This window comes from Pontibacter aydingkolensis (assembly GCF_019443125.1).
Classification (GTDB): Bacteria; Bacteroidota; Bacteroidia; order Cytophagales; family Hymenobacteraceae; genus Pontibacter; species Pontibacter aydingkolensis.
Map to the genome: position 1 here is coordinate 248568 of NZ_JAHYXK010000003.1, position 19004 is coordinate 267571.

The 19004-nt window shown below is 45.2% G+C and carries 12 protein-coding genes and 1 other RNA gene; 6 read left to right on the plus strand and 7 right to left on the minus strand.

The window, feature by feature from the left end:
* The first annotated feature begins 2 nt into the window (after positions 1-2).
* Entirely contained in the window at positions 3-497 is a 495-nt protein-coding gene (locus tag K0O23_RS05600; protein WP_219876408.1) for a TRAP transporter small permease, read from the plus strand.
* A gap of 47 nt (positions 498-544) precedes the next feature.
* Positions 545-1843, plus strand: coding sequence for a TRAP transporter large permease (locus K0O23_RS05605; protein WP_219876409.1), 1299 nt, complete (start codon positions 545-547; stop codon positions 1841-1843).
* 71 nt (positions 1844-1914) lie between these two features.
* Here K0O23_RS05605 and K0O23_RS05610 read toward each other — a convergent pair whose 3' ends face one another.
* From K0O23_RS05610 to K0O23_RS05630, 5 genes are all read right to left on the minus strand, one after another.
* Positions 1915-2421, minus strand: a complete 507-nt coding sequence (locus tag K0O23_RS05610) for a cupin domain-containing protein (protein ID WP_219876410.1) — start codon at positions 2419-2421, stop codon at positions 1915-1917.
* A 246-nt stretch (positions 2422-2667) separates the two neighbouring features.
* Positions 2668-3038, minus strand: a transfer-messenger RNA (tmRNA) gene (gene ssrA, locus K0O23_RS05615).
* 129 nt (positions 3039-3167) lie between these two features.
* Positions 3168-4583, minus strand: a complete 1416-nt coding sequence (locus K0O23_RS05620) for a DUF4932 domain-containing protein (RefSeq protein ID WP_219876411.1) — start codon at positions 4581-4583, stop codon at positions 3168-3170.
* A gap of 23 nt (positions 4584-4606) precedes the next feature.
* Entirely contained in the window at positions 4607-5992 is a 1386-nt protein-coding gene (locus K0O23_RS05625; protein ID WP_219876412.1) for a S41 family peptidase, read from the minus strand.
* 28 nt (positions 5993-6020) lie between these two features.
* On the minus strand, positions 6021-8375 hold the full coding sequence (locus K0O23_RS05630) for an ABC transporter permease (protein ID WP_219876413.1): 2355 nt from the start codon (positions 8373-8375) through the stop codon (positions 6021-6023).
* A gap of 399 nt (positions 8376-8774) precedes the next feature.
* On the opposite strand from K0O23_RS05630, the gene K0O23_RS05635 reads away from it, so the two are divergent.
* From K0O23_RS05635 to cfa, 3 genes are all read left to right on the plus strand, one after another.
* Positions 8775-10142, plus strand: coding sequence for a sigma-54-dependent transcriptional regulator (locus tag K0O23_RS05635; RefSeq protein ID WP_219876414.1), 1368 nt, complete (start codon positions 8775-8777; stop codon positions 10140-10142).
* On the plus strand, positions 10132-11487 hold the full coding sequence (locus tag K0O23_RS05640) for a sensor histidine kinase (protein WP_219876415.1): 1356 nt from the start codon (positions 10132-10134) through the stop codon (positions 11485-11487). The genes K0O23_RS05635 and K0O23_RS05640 overlap by 11 nt, the downstream gene beginning before the upstream one ends.
* 203 nt (positions 11488-11690) lie before the next feature.
* Positions 11691-12812 carry a cyclopropane fatty acyl phospholipid synthase gene (gene cfa / locus K0O23_RS05645; RefSeq protein ID WP_219876416.1) on the plus strand — a complete coding sequence of 374 codons (1122 nt, stop codon included), beginning with the start codon at positions 11691-11693 and terminating at the stop codon, positions 12810-12812.
* Between the two features lie 44 nt (positions 12813-12856).
* On the opposite strand, the gene K0O23_RS05650 is transcribed toward cfa, so the two are convergent.
* Together K0O23_RS05650 and K0O23_RS05655 are read right to left on the minus strand one after the other, a co-directional pair.
* Entirely contained in the window at positions 12857-13321 is a 465-nt protein-coding gene (locus K0O23_RS05650) for a T9SS type A sorting domain-containing protein (RefSeq protein ID WP_219876417.1), read from the minus strand.
* Between the two features lie 368 nt (positions 13322-13689).
* Entirely contained in the window at positions 13690-16497 is a 2808-nt protein-coding gene (locus K0O23_RS05655; protein WP_219876418.1) for a T9SS-dependent M36 family metallopeptidase, read from the minus strand.
* 563 nt (positions 16498-17060) lie between these two features.
* Here K0O23_RS05655 and K0O23_RS05660 point away from each other — a divergent pair.
* Complete coding sequence (locus tag K0O23_RS05660) at positions 17061-18962, plus strand: DNA polymerase III subunit gamma/tau (RefSeq protein ID WP_219876419.1); 1902 nt, start codon at positions 17061-17063, stop codon at positions 18960-18962.
* Positions 18963-19004: the final 42 nt, after the last annotated feature.

The window sequence follows — 19004 nt, forward strand, 5'->3', positions numbered from 1 at the left end:
TTATGAAACTTAGACAAACTATAGACAAGGCCTTATTCACCCTGCTGATTGTGCTCATGTCTGCCATGGTGATAAACGTGTTATGGCAGGTGGCATCCAGGTATGTTTTAAAGTCGCCAAGTTCTTATACCGATGAGATTGCCCGTTTCCTGCTTATATGGGTAGGATTACTGGGTGCCAGCTATGTTGCCAGCAAAAGAATGCACCTGGCTATTGATATTCTGCCATCAAAGCTGGAAGGTGTAAAACAAGCCAGACTGAACATATTGATCAGTGCTGTAGTGGCGCTGTTTGCGCTGTTTGCTATGGTGTGGGGAGGCACTAAACTTGTATACATCACACTTACGCTAAACCAGACATCGGCAGCTTTAAATGTTCCATTGGGTTATATTTATACTGCTATTCCGCTCAGCGGACTTCTGATTGTATACTATAGCATATCAAACCTCCTGATCAAGCCTGATCTGGTTGAGGTAGATGATAAAGAAGACTACTAACAAGCCTAAACCTGTTCTCATTACACTCGCCTACTACTAACCTCATTATGGAATTTCTTGAAGTAATCGTTTTGGTTTTCAGCTTTGTAGTACTCCTTATACTTGGTGTGCCCATTGCTTTCTCTATTGGCGTGGCGGCCTTGCTGACTATGCTGGTAAGTATAGCCCCCGACGCCGCCTTTACTACCATGGCCCAGCGAATGGCCACCAGTTTGGATAGTTTTGCACTTCTGGCTATACCTTTTTTCATACTTGCAGGGCAATTTATGAACCGGGGCGGCATTGCTTCCCGACTTATTGATTTTGCAAAGGCACTGGTTGGCACGCTGCCAGGTGGTTTAGCTTACGTTAACATTATTGCCTGTATGCTGTTCGGGGCTATATCCGGCTCGGCTGTAGCTGCTGCCTCTGCCATTGGCGGTATCATGAGCCCGCGCATGGTAAAAGAGGGTTACTCCAGGCCATTTAGTGCGGCGGTAAACATCACGTCTGCGACTACAGGCATGATCATCCCACCAAGCAATATCCTGATCGTTTATTCGCTTGCCAGCGGTGGCGTTTCTATTGCTGCTTTGTTTGTGGCTGGTTATGTGCCAGGTATACTTTTAGGATTAGCACTAATGCTTGTGGCTGGTTTTATCTCGTTTAAGCAGCGCTACCCGGTTGGCGACAGAACTTCTCTTAAGGAAGTGATCAAGAAGTTTTTTGATGCCCTGCCAAGTTTATTCCTGCTTTTTGTGGTAATCGGAGGTATTATAGCTGGTGTGTTTACGGCTACAGAGGCATCGGCCATAGCTGTACTTTATACTTTGATCCTATCGATGGTGGTTTACCGCCAGATCAAAATCCAGAACCTGCCCGAGATCCTTATTAACACGGTGATCACCACCTCTATCGTAATGCTGCTGATCGGTACTTCAATGGGGATGTCGTGGGTAATGTCTTTTGAGAATATTCCGCAGGGTGTAAGTGAAGCCTTGCTTTCTATTAGTGACAATAAGATCATCGTGCTCATTATCATCAACCTGATCCTGCTGTTCGTGGGTATTTTTATGGACATGACACCGGCAGTGCTTATTTTCACACCGATCTTCTTACCGGTAGTTACGGCATTAGGCGTTGATCCTGTTCACTTCGGAATTATGATGGTGCTTAACTTGTGTATTGGCCTGTGCACGCCTCCGGTTGGCTCGGTATTGTTTGTGGGTTGCGGCGTGGCTAATATCAGCATTAGTAAAGTCATTAAGCCATTGGTGCCGCTTTTTATTGCCATGGTACTGGCTTTGCTGTTGGTAACATATATACCTGCACTGAGTCTTTGGTTACCAGGCATATTCGGATTGTAGTATTCTTAAAGCATATAAAACACAAAGGGCCTCTGAAATCAGAGGCCCTTTGTGTTAGTATACCTTTGTGTTTATCTGCCAAAATCATCCTGCACACGCACAATGTCTTCCTCGTCTGAAGGTTGCTGCGCGTCGGTGTGGCGCCAGATCTCTGCCAGCACACCCCAGTCATTTAAGCCTACTAAACGGTGACGTTCTCCCTGCTTAAGGGTAATCATATTGTCAGGCGTTAATTTCTGTAGTTCGCCTTCCTCGTCGGTGTCGCTTACTACTACGCCTACCTCGCCTTGTAAAACCTTCCATATTTCGGCGCGGCGGTGGTGGTACTGCCACGAAAGCCTTTTATCAGGGGCAACTACCAATATTTTAGGGCTTAGTTTTCCTGCTATTTTCAAATCTTCAACGGGTACCTGGCTAAAGTATACTTCGGCAAAGCGCGGAGCCTGCTCTTCTGCTATAACAAAAAAGCCACCCCAAGGCCTGCTCAGGTCTTTATTTTCTATGGTAAAACCCTGGCTCGAAATATCTTTCTCAACTTCGCTAAAAAGCGTTTGCTTGTCTTCTACTAAACTCATCATAATAGGGTGTTCTTAAGGGTATTGTAATCGGCTTTTGAATGAGTTTATACAATACTTGCTCCCAATGTATTAAGTTACTACAAACGTGGTAAATTCAAAATAAATAAATTGGCTTGCAACATATGGCCTGGCAGCCATTGAGCAACAAAATTAAAGCGCAAGTAATACTTCAAATAATTGTATCAACTAGCTTGAGCACAAAAAAGCGCCAGCCGACACAATGTCAGCTGGCGCTTTTATACTTAATAGTGGAGATGCAGGGATTCGAACCCTGGTCCAGACAAGGAAACCGTCGTGCCTTCTACATGTTTAGACGCTAGTTGGGTTGTCGGGAGCTTGCGGGCCTAGGTCAAGCCTATGCGCACTCCTTAGATGCTTAATTTCGCCTGTGCACCGCACCTTTACACAAACTAGTAAAACGGATCGAAGCCTCTGATGTGCAAGCAGTTTCACGAAACCTGCACGAGACTATGGCAATTGCTTAATACCTAGATTAAGCAGCCATGGCGTAATTAGATTCGCCAGTTATTGTTCGAACGAATTTTTAACAGGTGGCACGTTCATCACCCGACATGCTTACACGCAATCTGCACAAGCTGTCAATTCCGGTCATCCCCAATAAATAAAGAACGAATTCTTGTTGTTTATATTTCAAGAAGTATGCCACAAATGTATGTAATTTCCGGCATACTTCTATCTGTTTTCTAGCTTAGTAACATTAAAAAGTAGTGTCAGGTTTCAATTGTTTATAGTTTTGCCTGCAGGTTTTTGCTCCAATCCAGCATGGCAACAAATAACTCATCTATACTTATCTTCGGGTTCTCTTTGTAAAGTGAGATCAGCTTCTGGTTAAAATCACCGAACCGAATAAAGCCTCTGCTCTTTTCCATCTGGCGCTCCATTTTGGGTATGTAGGTGGCGTTGTCTTCCGCTGAGAACTTATCCAGGCAGTACAGTGAGTATAGGCCCCAGGTCATGTATTCTTGAAAAACATGGTCAGGAGAAGCATAAGCGCTGGCACCCGAAATATCATCGTTTACCCATTTTGCTCTGTCTACAAATGCTTGGTTTACTTGCTTAGTATACTTTTCTGCAACCGGATTTACAAAGTTGTGGTCTATCTCTGTAAATACCACACGCGTATTGCTCATCTCATTTACTTTCGCGTTATACTTTAAGCTGAGTTTTGCCCGGTTTACGAACATTACTGTCTGGCTGAAACCATTGTCTTCAAAACTCATGGTTGAGTGAGCGCCCCCTACCAGCGGCGAGAATGTAACACGGTAGTTACCATACTTGAACCCGAATTTTTCTTCCAGCCACTCCTGCTGCTGGTCTATTGGGTTTTGAGAGCGATACAGCTGTACAAGCTCATGATAGTATGGCTGGTGCTGCTTGTAAAATTCTCTGAAGCCAGACTTTCTGGCAAAGTCCTCGATCAATGCAAGGTTAGCAAGTATTGGATCTCCAGGATAGTTAAAGCCCATCTTCCGTATTACACCCTCGTTTTTGATGTTTCCTTTCTTATCGAACACATAGGCGCAGGCATTCATTTTCATGCCATAGTAATACCAGTAGCTATCGGTATCGAATGGTTCGATAATATGCTTGTTAACCACATCCATTACCGGGTGGTTTTTGTAACGAGAGAAATGCGCCATTACTTCTTTATAGTATGGCGTGGTCATATCCACCATGTTAGAGTCCAGCTGCCCAACCCTGGATATAGCTACCAGTATGTTTGCTAGTTCATGTACTTCCGGCACCTCCACGCTGAACTTGCCCTGATGCTCGCTTATATACTTCTTTGTGAAGTTCACGTTCTTCGGCACTCCCACAATCTCGGCAAGTGTTTTTTCTTTACCCGCCTGCAGTATATGTAGCCGCACCGTTTCACCGACCTTGATATCAAAGAAGATAGAATCTATATCTGTTATGAGACCTACTTTATTTACCTTCTGTTTACACTCCACCTCTAACCTGGCTGGCTTGGTACCTGAAGATAGTCTCCAGTCAGAGCGCCTGTCGGTGTCATTTACTACATAAGTATAGCTGTCGGAGTTCGACTTTATACCTGGCAGTTCTTTTGCCTTTTGCGCATAGCAGGCTGATGCAACTGTAGCTAACATAAGCGTCAGTGCATACTTTCGTAAATTTTTCATAGTTTTATTCTGAATTTCAGGTCTTATTTAGCAGCTATTTTTTGTCCTTTCAGGTGCTTCAGGGCATGTTCCAGCACAGGATCTTTTTTCTGGATATAATCCTGCAGCGTCATTTTCAGTTCAATGTCCGGTTTAACGCCATAGCCCACAAACTCACGGCCATCCGGGTAAGTGTCTTTTTTGGTGCAGATGCGGGCACCGCCGCCTCCAGGCAGGTCGAACATAAAAGGCTGGCCGGTGCTGCCATTGGTGTTTTCGCCTATTTTGGTCATGTGCTTTTGGTTATCGGCGTAAATCAGGAAATCTTCAGCGGCAGAGGCAGTTTTATGGCCGATAAGTATGGCTGTGGGCACAATTACCTTCTCACTTTGCTGCACTTTATTCTGAGCTGGATTGTAGTCGAACTCATACATCAGTTTATCCTGAAAAGCATTCAGTGATCTTGTGGCAAACTCATTACTCACTGTGTCTTTAGGCTCTGTAAACACGCCCCAGGCTTTAAAGCTGGCCAGGTGCTGGCGGGTAGAGTTTTTAGAACCATACAGCAGTGTATCAGGGCTCAGGTAATCGAGTATCTGGCGGCCTATACTTGTAGAGCCACCACCATTGTAACGCAGATCAACTATCATTGCTTTGGCTTTGCGCAACTCTGGCAATTTCTGCAGAAACATCTCATTTATCTTAGGGTCATGAAAGGCATTCAGAGCCAGATAAGCTGTTTGATTCGGGTACCACTTCAGTTCCAGCAAATCACGCTTTTCCAAAGTTGGGTATAGTTCCTGTTCAGTGGTTTTGGCAACAGTTAAAGCCAGGCTTTGTACTTTACCTTTGGGGGTTTTATACTTTATGTTAAACGTCTCCCCTTTCAGGCCTCTCAGCATGTTTTCGATGGCCCAGTCCATCAGCACATAATCCGTAGATGAGGAAATATAGGGCAGCACATTCTGCTGTAAGTGTTCTGCAGTTGGCTTACCGTTTACTTCTATAATTTCGCTACCAACCGGCACTTCGCTTTTTATACTTAAGTTGGTTCTGGTAACAATAGCTTTGTTATCTATATTGGACAAGAAAATCCTATACTTGCCGAACATGTTTTTATAAACGAGCGAGTCTATACTTTTCGGGAAATAGATGTTGGTATGGCCATCGTTTAAGGTAGCGCAAAGCTTTTGCAGCTCACGGTAATACTCGTAATCGTTTTTGGTGTTCTGCACGTTTGTAATGGCTTCGCGGTAATCGTTTTCCCATTTGGTGCGGTCCACTTTATCCAGGTACACGAAATTATAGTTTACCTCCTGCCAGAATTTAGACAGGCCATATACTTTATCAGCAGAGCTAAGTGTGTTTGGCACCTGTGCCTTCGATGCAAGTGCTATCAGGATCAACAAAAGAGGAAGCAGCTTTTTCATAGTTTTATTTTATACTTTATACTTTTGATTATTCTGTTCTGATTGAGGTAACCGGATTAGCGATGGCTGTTTTAACAGCATGGAAGCTCAGTGTAACCAAGGCAATGATGATAGTAGCAACAAGCGTCAGCGCAAAAATCCACCAGCTTAATTCTGTGCGGTAGGCATAATCATCTAACCAGCCGCTCATGAGGTACCAGCCCAGTGGCAGTGCAATAACATTAGCTAATAGCACTAGCTTTAAAAAGTCTTTGCTAAGCATGAACACAATGCTGGACACCGATGCCCCTAACACTTTGCGGATACCGATCTCCTTCTTGCGCTGCTCTGCCGTAAACAGTGCCAATCCGAACAGGCCAAGGCAGGAAATAAAAATTGCGATGCCGGCGAAATAGTTGGTAAGCTTCCCAATCACAGCTTCGCTCTTATACATTTGCTCAAAGTCATCGTCCAGGAAGTGGTAATCGAACGGAAAGGAAGGGTTATACTTCTGCAGCACAGCTTCCATAGAGGCAAGCGCTTCTTTAGTTTTGCCTGGTTCTGTTTTCACAAAAAGACGGTTTACATTTTTAGAGTCTATCCGGATGATAAGCGGCCTGATACCACCGTGCATGTTTCTCGACTGAAAATCCTTTACTACTCCAACAATATTTCCTTTTCTCTCCCACAGGTCTATCCACTCGCCAACAGGCTCTTTAAGTTGCATTACTCTTACAGCCTCTTCGTTTACCAGGTAATTTGCCGTATCGGTACCATAGGTTCTGGACAAGTCGCGGCCTTCTTTTAAGTTGATCCCTAACGTTTCGAGCAGTCCAAACTCTATATTCATTACATCAATAGATACCACTTCCTCTGGTTCTTTGCCACTCCAGTTTGCTTCACCTGTGTTGGAGCTGATCCGCAATGGGTTCTGGTTAGCCGCTGACACTGTAGCAATACCCGGCATCGAAAGCAACTCCTGCTTTACTGTCTCATAACGCTCGGCCAGGGCACCTTCTATCGGCACATACACCACATGCTCACGCTGCAACCCTAGATCTTTATTCCGGATAAAGTTTAACTGCAGGTATACTACTAATGTGCTCACAATAAGCAACCCTGAAAGTATAAACTGGAATACCACCAACCCTTTTCGCAAATAGGCCGCTTTATAATTAAGTTTCACCGCACCTTTCAGCACTATCGCCGGATCAAAAGCTGACAGAAAGAACGCCGGATAGCTGCCGGATATCAGCCCTGTAAGCAGTGCCACTCCCAGCAGCATGGCAACAAGTACAGGATCTGTCAGGTCAAACTGCACCGCTTTTTCTGTCAGGCTATTGAAGGCCGGCAGTAAAATACCAGTTAAGTTCATGGCCACGAAAAGAGCCAGTAGTGCTACTAAAACTGACTCCAGCATAAACTGCCCGACCAGCATCGATTTGTCTGCACCTATGGCTTTGCGAACGCCAACCTCTTTTGCCCGCTTTGCCGAACGCGCGGTGGCCAGGTTCATAAAGTTGATACAGGCAATAAGCAGGATAAACACAGCTACTACTGAAAACAAACGCACATATGTTATGAGGCCGCTTTCAGTTTTGCCTTTTCTAAAGTCAGAGTAAAGATGCTGTTTACTGTAGGCATGCAGGAAAAGCTCTGAGTTTATGTCTTCGTCCTGTTTTGTCAGAAAATGCTTCATCTTCGCGTCAAGCGCCGCAATATCAGCCCCCCTCTTTGCCTGCACAAAAGTCAGAATGCCATTGTTGCCCCAGGTTTTCAACCACTCATTATTAGCTTCATAGTTTTCATAGGGCATTATAAAGTCAAACTGAAGCGATGAGTTTTTAGGCACTTTTTGGATTACACCGGTTACCTTATAGCTTTCACCGTTATTCAGCTTAACAAGCTTGCCAACCACATCCGTAGAGCCAAAAATCTTTAAGGCAACACTGTCACTTAAAACAACTGATTTTGGGTTCTGAAGCACTTGTGCTGCATCGCCATATACCAGCGGGAATGTAAAAACTTCAAAAAATTCAGGATCAGCATAGTGCCCCAGCACTTTTATAGCTTTGTCGCCGAAGCTAAACAACTCCTCCTCATCAAAACTCACCCGAACAGCATGCTCCACCTCAGGCAGTTGTTGCTCAAGGGCAGGGGCTAACGGACCTGTTTGGGCAGCGATGGTCAGGTTATCGGCACCTGGGTAAATTTCAGTTCTGTACACAATGTACAGCTCGTCAATATTCTCATGGAAGCGATCAAAGCTCAGCTCATCCTTCACCCACAGCATTATAAGTATGCTGCATGTCATGCCAAGCGCCAGACCTGATATGTTGATCAGCGAAAAGACCTTATGGCGCATTAAGTTGCGGTAAGCCATCTTGAGGTAGTTCTTTAACATAGCTTCAGAAATTTATCGGCTCAGGTTGAAAATCTTTATTTTGAACAGTAGCAAGTATAGCACTGCTCTTTGTAAAACAGCTAAGAAATTAAAGTGCCAATTTTAAAAAAAGCTGATTACAAGCAATTTAAGCAACAACCTACACACAAGACTGTACGCTTTCGATACACATTTTAGAAGTACACCTGTGCGGTAATGACACAGCTTTTTTAGTAAGAATCGGGATTTACAGGATTACAGGATGAGCAGGATTGCAGAGATAAAATTAGTCAGTTCGAACTTTAAATCTTTAGCTATAAGAATGTTAATCCTGTGTATCCTTGTATCCTGAAAATCCTGATTCTGACAATATCATTTGAATTGCTTAAATTCGGTATCTGAATCAGAAATTCTTGCACAATGGCCACAGGAAAAACCGGTAGTGTTTTAGTAGTAGACGATGAGTCAGATGTGCTCTTCGCGATGAAGATGCTGCTGAAAACGGATGTAAAAGAACTAGTAACCGAGAAGAACCCGGAAAACGTGCTCAGCCTGCTGTCGAAGCAAAAGTTCGATGTCATTTTCCTGGACATGAACTTTAAAAGTGCGCTTAACACCGGCAATGAAGGCTTGTTTTGGCTGCGCCAGATTTTGGAAAAAGACAAAGACGCCACAGTTATACTTATCACAGCTTATGGTGAGGTAGAACTGGCTGTAAAATCGCTGAAGCAGGGTGCCTACGATTTTATAGTAAAGCCCTGGCACAACGATAAACTGCTGGAGACACTGCAAAACGCGCTACAGGCAAAGGGGCAAAAGAAGCCCGCCAAATCAGCGGCAAGTATAAACGGCCATGCTTCTATACTTGGAGAATCAGAGGCGATACAGGATATACTTTACAAGATCGAAAAGATTGCCCCTACCGAGGCCAATGTGCTTATACTTGGTGAGAACGGGACAGGCAAAGAGTTGGTGGCACGCGCCCTGCACGAGAAATCTTTCAGAGCCGGCCAGCCGTTTGTAAGCGTGGATGTAGCTGCACTTACAGATTCTTTGTTTGAGAGCGAGTTGTTTGGTCTCAAGAAAGGTGCTTTTACCGATGCCAAAGAAGATCGCAAAGGCAGGTTCGAGGCAGCCAACGGTGGCACTTTGTTTCTGGATGAGCTTGGAAACATATCGCCGGCCATGCAGGCCAAGCTGCTAACGGTGCTGCAAAACCGGCAGGTAACGCCACTCGGCTCTAATACGCCTGTACCTGTAGATATCAGGTTAATATCTGCCACAAATGAGCCTATTTATGAACTGGCTGCTAAAAACCTGTTCCGCAAAGATCTTATTTACCGCATTAACACCGTAGAAATAACCTTGCCGCCGCTGCGTTCCCGGGATAATGATGTAGAACTACTGGCAAGGCATTTTGCTGGAATTTATGCTAACAAAAACCATAAGCCTGTACCGGAGTTTGCTCCTGCCGCTTTGCAAAAGTTGAAACAACACAGCTGGCCAGGCAATGTGCGTGAGCTGCAACATGCCGTAGAACGTGCCATTATACTTGCCGAGAGTAATGTACTGCAGCCCCAGGACTTTAGCTTCTCACCTATGGAAATGGACTCAGCTGCCGCCACCCCTGTCTTTGCCTCAGACACAAGCATGCCGCTGCACGAGATAGAACGCGAAACCATACGCCATGTTATCGAGAAGAACAAAGGCAATATCTCAAAAGCTGCCAAAGAGCTTGGCCTTACCCGCACCGCACTTTATCGCCGCCTGAACAAGTATGATATTTAAACGACTAGAGCTCGGGCTATTTGTCCGGTTTACACTTTTGCTGGGCATAATGTTCGTCACGGTGCAATACCTGACACAGTATACCTGGCTGCAGGTAACATCCGGTATATTGGTTATGCTGGCGCAGGTATGGGAGATGGCACGTTATGTAACCCGCAGCAACAACGAACTGGCCAGGTTCCTGGAGGCGGTAAAGCAGCGCGATTTCTCACAGCGTTTTAACGAGCAAACCAACACCTCGCTACAGCAGTTGCATAAAGCCTTTAACCTGATCAACAATACGTTTAAGCAGCTACACATTGAGCGCGAAGCGCAGTTCCAGTATATGCAAACCATATTGCAGTTAGTGGATACCGGCATTATGGCAGTAGATCAGAAAACCGGTGAGGTGGAATGGGTAAACGATGCGTTTAAGAAAATAATAAGGGTACCCCATATTAAAAGCATAAGAAACCTGGACAGCCGTTACCCTGCCCTGCAGGAAGCACTGCAAAATATGAAGCCCGGCGAAAGTATACTTATCAAACTGAAATTACCCACAGGCCAGTCGCAGTTGCTGTTATCGGCCACCGCTTTTACCATGCAGCACCGCGACCTGCTGCTGATTGCCCTCAAAAATGTAAGCGCCACTGTAGATGCCACTGAGACGGAGGCCTGGCAAAAGCTGCTCCGTGTCATGACGCACGAAATTATGAACTCCGTGGCTCCTATCGCTTCGCTGGCTGACTCGCTTGGACGGCATCTGCACATGGAACGCGAACGCTATACTTCAGAACCCGAAACCAAGCCGGATATAGAACTGTTACAGGATACCGAAGAAGGCATTGGGATTATCAAAAAGCGAAGCGAAGGACTTCTGCGCTTCACGCAGCTTTACCGCAACCTGAACAAGTCGCAGCAGCTTAACCTGACTACTGTTTACGTGCAGGAGCTATTTAAAAGTATAGAGGCCCTCATGCGACCGCAACTCGAAGAAGCAGGTATAGAATTCATCTGCAAAGTATCACCTCCGGACTTAACTATGACAGGCGATGTAAACTTATTAGAGCAGGTACTCATTAACCTGATCACAAATGCGCTTCGTGCCGTCCAGGATCGTCAATCTCCCCAAATCATACTTGTGGCCAAACTACAGGACGAAAAAGTAGCTATAGAAGTACACGACAACGGCACCGGCATTCCGGAGGAGATTCTGGAGAATATCTTTATCCCATTCTTTACCTCACACAAAGAGGGTTCTGGCATTGGTCTCAGCTTATCAAAGCACATCATACTGCTACACAAAGGCACCATACAAGTAGAAAGCAAGGAAGGAGTTGGCAGTACCTTTAAGCTGTTGTTTTAGCAACAGGCCTCATGGTGTCTTTATGACCCGCGAGCGTCTGCTTGTTTACTACTTGGCTATGCCCTACAGTCCAGATGCTCGCAGTAGCTGCGCACGCTGCTAGGTCTTAGTTTAATCCCTAACAATTATACTCAGCACACGTTCAAGCCTATAACTAGTATAAATCTAATAAATTCATTAAATTATACTTAATTATTCAAACAATGAGTGCCCCGAACTTACGGCAGCAGGTTGCTGATGCATTAGCTATTGCAGATGTAAAAATTAACGGTCCTGACCCATGGGACTTGCAGGTGCACGACCAGCGGTTTTACAAGCGCATACTTACCGAAGGCACCTTAGGCCTGGGAGAGTCTTACATGGATGGCTGGTGGGACTGCCAAAGTATAGACCAGTTTGTGTTCAGGGTATTGCGGGCAGACCTTTACAAGCAGGCGAAACTTGGCTGGCGATCGGTGCTGCAGGTGCTGCTGGCCAAACTGCTTAACATGCAGGCTAAGGGCAAAGCCACCAGAAATGCACAACGCCATTACGACATCGGCAATAAACTGTACCAGCTGATGCTCGACAAGCGCATGGTCTATAGTTGTGCCTATTGGAAAAATGCTGATACCCTCGACCAGGCCCAGGAAAATAAACTCGACCTTATTTGCCGGAAACTATACTTGCAACCAGGCCAGCGTGTACTGGATATCGGTTGTGGCTGGGGAAGCTTTGCAAAGTATGCCGCCGAAAAGTGTGGCGCAGAAGTAGTAGGCATAACCGTTTCGAAAGAGCAGGCGGCACTGGCCCGTGCAATGTGCAAAGGCTTACCCGTAGAGATAAGATTGCAGGACTACCGCGATGTAAACGAGCAATTTGACCATGTGGTATCCGTAGGCATGGTAGAGCATGTGGGATACCGGAATCACCGGAAGTTTATGCAAGTGGCAGCACGTTGCTTAAAAGATGATGGCCTTTTTCTGCTGCACACTATCGGGCACAATTTCTCCAAAGTCTCCGCAGATCCGTTTACCGATACTTATATCTTTCCGAACTGCCTCATCCCCTCCATCAAACAACTGGGAGCGGCTATGGAGCACATTTTCAAAGTAGAAGACTGGCATAACTTCGGCCCCTACTACGACCCTACTTTGATGGCTTGGTTCTACAACTTTAACCGCAACTGGGAGCAACTGCAGGGTGAATACGACGAACGTTTTTACAGGATGTGGAAGTATTACCTGCTTTCCAGTGCCGGCTCGTTCAGGGCTCGCAACAACCAGCTATGGCAGCTGGTATTGTCTAGGGAAGGGATCGCAGGAGGGTATACAGCAGTAAGGTGAAGTACAGCATAGCGAAGAAGTATAAAGTATAACCAGTGAATATTTTACTTTATTATAAAGCGCGCTGAAGTGATCTCATGCGCTGTCACTAACCTACCGATATAGGCCCCTGCATTAAGCTTTTCCTTTTTAAGCTGGTAAACAAAATGCTCACCTTCTTGGCCTTCACCCTCAGCTAATACCGAAAGCACATTGCCCTGCATATTCAAAATCTCCAGCTTATAGCGGCCACTCTGCCTAAGAGTAAAACTTAAATCTGTTCTTGAGTTAAAGACATTAGGAGATGCTTTCAGTTCTAAGCGCTCTACTCCTATTCCTTCTCCTAAAGAGGAGGCTCTGCCAAAGTTTACTTCCGGAGATCTGACAGGTTTTTCATTACCGGGTTGTTGTGCTTTTGATGTCGGAGGCAAGATAATTGCTTTATCCCCTTGCCCGAAAACGAACTCCAGCCTTGACAGGAAAGCCAGCAGCAGCAGAAGCTTGATAAATGGTCCGACGTGCTTTTTCATACCAAACATTTTACAGTGAAAGCTCAAATCAGCTTGTGCTTTAGGTATGATAAAAGTACAAATGCGATTATTGGTTAACCAGGAATGAATATTCAGAAGGGTAACATCAATGCTTCAACAGTTTCATACAATTTATTTTATATTAAGTGCCTTAATATAATCAGCATACAATATATAAATAAGAATTATCCAAAGATAAACAGCCTTAAATATCCATATCCTTGCATTTAGATAACATTTATCCAAACTTCAAATCTTATTCAAAATCATCATTTTATAAAAACAAGATTATACGTTACATTAAAAACATAAATGCCCCGCGATATATTTTACCGCGGGGCATTAAAATTTGCAACGTTTAAGTTATATTACTTTATTAGTAGCATCGTACCTGAGCGTGTAGTGCTTCCATTTACAAGTTTGTACATGTAAACTCCGCTTTTCTTTTCAGATGCTTTAAAGCTATAAGTATACGTATTGCCGATCTCAACAACACCGTCGAAAAGCGTCTCAACCTCACGGCCAGTAATATCATAAACCTTTAAAAGCGTATGGCCGGCTTCTTTTGCCTTAAAGCTGATGGTAGTGCTTTCTGAGAATGGGTTTGGATAGCTTAAAACCATTTCATCTGCTTTGCTTATCTCTGACACTGTAAGTGCCGGACTTGCAGTAGAGCCACCTGCAATAACCGCAGCCGGTGGCATGTCATATGCTTCCTTCTGGTCAAATCTGAAATAGCTCAGGCCCTGGCTGGCGCTGTAGCCCACACCTCTTCTGGCAAAGGCACTCCAGATCAGCTCCTGGTTAGCACCACCATAATTCAGCTGATCAGCTAAAAGTATAGCGTCACGGCCATCCACAAATCCAGGGTAGCATGGTTGCAGTTTTAAACCGTCGATAACCAGCTGCATGGCCATGTTATTACCGCCATTGCCATTGTAAAGGTCTGGGTCGAAACCGTATTTGTCAATTAAATCCCATGTCATTTCCCAAAGTATAGTAGCAAACACAAAGCCAATGCCGTGCGGTGCGCTAAGCGATGAATTGTTGGTGGCACCATAAGTATAATTGTTCACGCTAAAGTCAGTAGAGTAAGGAGCAGGTCTGATACCCCGGCCCTCTACAGGCTGCCCTGATGCGTAAGTACCTATCCCTCTGATCTTTTCACGGGTATCGCCTTTCTTCATGGTCATCATCAATCCAAACCAGTCACTCCAGCCCTCTCCCATCTGCTCAGTTGTTAATACCTTACCGCCGGCAAGCACCTGCGTTGGCAGGCAAGAGGTAGTGTTACGTCCACCTGTCAGTCGGTTTGAGATACCATGACCATATTCGTGCACAATAATGCCATTGTCAAAGTCACCATCTATTTCAGGACCCGAACCATCATCTTTCAGGCTTACGGTTACCTCTTGATTTGCATCCAGCAATGCTATGATGTTTGCCCCTGTTTCATCGCTGATCATCACCGAAGGAATAGTAATAGAGGCATCAGCTCCGCCCATGGCACCTGGGGCACCCGGTACATTATTAATAACCACTACCGCTTTAGCACCGGCGTTCTGAGCGTTTTTAACCTTGACTGTAAACGCACATGAACCTCTGTAGACAACAGCTATATTACCTGCTACAGCAGCAGTATTAAGTACTGAGCCACACCCTTCCACTGCGTTAGCACCTTCACTATTTACCAGCACTAGCTTTCCTGTTATTGGAGTCGGAGTAAGAGCCGGACCAAAAGCCGCAGTACCTGCAAGATAGCTTCCGGCAATTAACGAGGGGGCTGTTATCCTGAACCTGTCAGGATCCGGAATACCGCTCCAGAGGTACATCTGCATTCTTGGTCTTCTGCCATCGATAGGGGTTGCAAAGTTGGCGTTGTTTCGGACATTCGGTATACTTCTGCCATCCTGTGCCTCAGCCATTACATAATCGTTGCCCAAGCCATCTTTGCCAAAGTTGCTGGACTGAAAGTTCCCGCTCTCCTCATCAAAACCATACTTATACCATACATCATGTGTGATGTTACTCCAGTAGAAAAGGTTGGTGATGGCAGCGTCTCTGTACGTCTCTGGTTGCTCCGAAAAATTCACAGGGTATTTGAAAACCCGCTGAGTTCCTCCATCAGGGCTATGGCCATGCATCACATCTGCGCCGTTATCACTATTACTTGCCACGTGACCTGTGTTATTCGGGTCTTCGTAGGCATACACGTTGTTGCCTCTTGTTATGGTATAGCTTTTCTTACTGTCTGTATGCCAGCCATTCGGAGATGCCATTTTGTCTGCCACTGCTGCAGCATTCATTGGTTTACGGTCGCCGTGGCTCGGGCTTTCGAATGGCATCGGGTATACTTCATAAACACCCGGCGTATTCGCTTGATTAACCGGTCCACCCATTGGCGCATAAGGAGTCATATCCATTTGCTCATCCAATGCCACGGAAGCAGTGTGCCGATGTGCATCGTGGAGGTATTTGCCTCCTGCACCCTCGTTTTCAAACACACAATGCACTACCATATTGTCTTTATCCAGCAATTCTCCTGTTTTGGCATCCACCCTGATATTCCACCAGTTCTGCGAATCCAACTCGTAGATGGATACTTCCCAGGCAAGTCTTAGGCTACCATCGAACATCGGCTGGTACACAAGCTTAGCAGGTATAGTTTCCAGTGAAATGCCGCCTTTCGAAAGCACCACTTCCCTATTCCTATTATTGGTGCTCTCCAGCACAGTTAACGGCTCAGAAACAGCAACGCCTAGATGGCGAGCAGCAGCCGCTACCGCTCCCTCAGCATCAAGTACAGGTTGTTTGCTGTTCACTTTACTTTCAATATCCTCATGAAAACGGTTGCCGACATTCACAACCTTACCATTGCTGGTAATACTCATATTTGTTATAGCACCATGAATCTCAATGCCTTCATACTGCTGCTTAATATAATAGTGCTTTACCCCACTCTTTTTACTTTCGGCCTCGCTGCTTAGCGCCAGGTCTTGTATGTCTTTGTCTTTTACTTTGAGTGCTTGTTTGTTTTTCTTTATGTGGTCAAGCGCCACCTGTGGGATTGGCTTTTTCTCGGACTGCCGGTTTCCTTGTGCATAGGAAACAGTACTTCCGAACAACATAGCTACAATAATAGCCAGCTGCATGTAAATGCGTAGATTTTTGCCCATAATGTTTGATGTAAATATTGGTTAAGGAACAATGCAAGCATTTACGCCTATTGCCACTCAATAGTTATTTGAAAAACACAAATTTACCTATTGTTTTTACAATACTTTAATCATATATTACATCACGTCATTTAATATTTATATATATTGATTTCCAGTTACTTTTAAAAAAATCTATTAAATAAAGGATGTTTAAACAATTGCTTACACCGGTGTTTCACAAAAACGAACGCATAAGTATAGTACAATAAAAAAATAATTTCTAAAACCATTTTCAATCCATACTCTGTCCGATTCATTTATAAGATTGGAGGTTAATCGCAATGTAGCCTTGCACACATATATTGCATATACCCTGTGTTACTTGTATATACACCCTATGTTGTGAGATTAAAAAAACTCCACTCCCATCTCCAAAAACAGCATTACACACTAATCATAGCAGGTGAAAAACTAAACCTACCCTCACATATGTTATAGAACTATCCGGTGGATAACTATCTGGAAAACTACTGGATAAAAAGCACTCCCATCTGAGCTTCAGATTGATTATCTTTGTAGTAATGGAAAATTTCGTAGTATCAGCGCGTAAATACCGCCCGAGCACATTCGATAGTGTGGTGGGGCAGCACCATATAACCAATACCCTTAAAAACGCCATTAGCAGCAAGCATTTGGCACAGGCATTCCTTTTCTGCGGACCACGCGGTGTGGGTAAAACCACCTGTGCCCGTATTCTGGCCAAAACGATCAACTGCCAGAACATCACCCCGGAAACAGAGGCTTGTAACGAGTGTGAATCGTGCCGCAGCTTTAACAGCAATAGCTCGTTCAATATTCACGAACTCGATGCTGCTTCGAATAACTCTGTAGAGGATATCCGTAACCTGGTGGAGCAGGTGCGTTATGCGCCGCAAACAGGTAAGTACAAAATCTATATCATAGATGAGGTGCACATGCTCTCTAACCAGGCCTTCAACGCATTTCTGAAGACCCTGGAAGAGCCGCCATCGTACGCTATTTTTATACTTGCTACCACAGAGCGCCACAAAATTATCCCAACTATACTTTCACGTTGCCAGATCTTTGATTTTAACCGGATCAGGATCGAGGACATGGTGCGCCATCTGGGCAGTATCGCCACTAAAGAAAGTATACAGGCCGAGCCGGATGCCCTGCACCTTATCTCGCAGAAAGCAGACGGAGCCTTGCGCGATGCCCTGTCTATTTTCGACCAGATGGTGACCTTCTCGGGTAGCAATGTAACTTACAAGGCTACTGTAGAGAACCTGCACATACTCGATTACGATTACTACTTCAGGCTAACAGACCACCTGCTGGACCAAAATCTGGCTGGCTCACTGTTGCTGTTCGACGAAATCCTAAAGAACGGTTTCGATGCGCACAACTTTTTAATTGGTATCGCAGAGCACTTCCGCAGCCTTTTGGTGTGCAAAGATGCTCAGACGATACAACTGCTGGAGGTATCGGATAGCATTAAGGCGAAGTATGCAGAGCAGTCGCAGAAAGCCAGTGTGTCGTTTTTGCTATCGGGCCTGAACCTAGTAAGCACCTGCGACACCAATTATAAGAGCAGCAAAAACCAGCGCCTGCACGTGGAGCTGTGCCTTATGAAACTGGCACACCTGAACGCGGCGTTAAACTTTGCACAAAACGGAACAGAAGCAAAAAAAGCTAAGGTAGCGGACCAGGCACCAGCCTCTACCGGAAATACAGGTGCCATACCTTCTGTCAGCATGCAGCCTGTCCATACTTCGGGCACGGTGCCATCGCAGCAGATGCAGCAGTCTACACCAGGTAGTGTACCGTCGGAGCGCATGCAGCAACCGCATACGCCAAACCAGGTACCATCAGAGGGCTTGCAGCAGCCGCCCAAACATCAGGATGTAACACTAGACGCACACCTTAGCCCACCAAAGGCTCAGGCCGCCCCTGAGCAACCACGCTCTAAAGTACAGCTGCCTCCGCCCAAAAAGCTGAGTAAGTTGCCAAGCTTAAAAGACATAGGCAATGCACAAGCCGCTGTGGCTGATGTTGCTGTAGCTGTAGAAGAAGATGATGCTAATTATGGTGCCGCAGTACCTGTAGATGAGGCTCGTCTGAAAACAGTATGGCATGCTATACTTCGCCGCAAAAAGGCCGAGAATATGATGGAGTTTACGCTCCTGAATCGCCAGTACCATATTGGGCCGGATAACGAGGTTGTACTCCACCTAGAAAACCACGTTATGATGGACCAGTTCACGGCTTTGCGACCTGATATACTCCGCGAGCTAAAAAAAGAAACCGGCAACAGAAGTATAAAATTGAGGGCAGAGGTAGTAGAAGTGCAGGACGAAGGTCGCAAACTTTATACTTCGCAGGATAAGTTTAACTACCTGGCCGAGAAATTCCCGGTAATCGTCGATTTAAAACAGCGTTTTGGCTTAGATACTGATTTTTAAATCCGTAATATTCTATCTTCGTATAGTCACATCATCACTAAC

Coding starts and splice junctions, on each gene's coding strand:
- cfa (WP_219876416.1), top strand. CDS start 11,691: ATGAGTGCCCCGAACTTACGGCAGCAGGTTGCTGATGCATTAGCTATT.
- K0O23_RS05625 (WP_219876412.1), bottom strand. CDS start 5,992: ATGAAAAAGCTGCTTCCTCTTTTGTTGATCCTGATAGCACTTGCATCG.
- K0O23_RS05600 (WP_219876408.1), top strand. CDS start 3: ATGAAACTTAGACAAACTATAGACAAGGCCTTATTCACCCTGCTGATT.
- K0O23_RS05650 (WP_219876417.1), bottom strand. CDS start 13,321: ATGAAAAAGCACGTCGGACCATTTATCAAGCTTCTGCTGCTGCTGGCT.
- K0O23_RS05660 (WP_219876419.1), top strand. CDS start 17,061: ATGGAAAATTTCGTAGTATCAGCGCGTAAATACCGCCCGAGCACATTC.
- K0O23_RS05605 (WP_219876409.1), top strand. CDS start 545: ATGGAATTTCTTGAAGTAATCGTTTTGGTTTTCAGCTTTGTAGTACTC.
- K0O23_RS05655 (WP_219876418.1), bottom strand. CDS start 16,497: ATGGGCAAAAATCTACGCATTTACATGCAGCTGGCTATTATTGTAGCT.
- K0O23_RS05620 (WP_219876411.1), bottom strand. CDS start 4,583: ATGAAAAATTTACGAAAGTATGCACTGACGCTTATGTTAGCTACAGTT.
- K0O23_RS05640 (WP_219876415.1), top strand. CDS start 10,132: ATGATATTTAAACGACTAGAGCTCGGGCTATTTGTCCGGTTTACACTT.
- K0O23_RS05610 (WP_219876410.1), bottom strand. CDS start 2,421: ATGATGAGTTTAGTAGAAGACAAGCAAACGCTTTTTAGCGAAGTTGAG.
- K0O23_RS05635 (WP_219876414.1), top strand. CDS start 8,775: ATGGCCACAGGAAAAACCGGTAGTGTTTTAGTAGTAGACGATGAGTCA.
- K0O23_RS05630 (WP_219876413.1), bottom strand. CDS start 8,375: ATGTTAAAGAACTACCTCAAGATGGCTTACCGCAACTTAATGCGCCAT.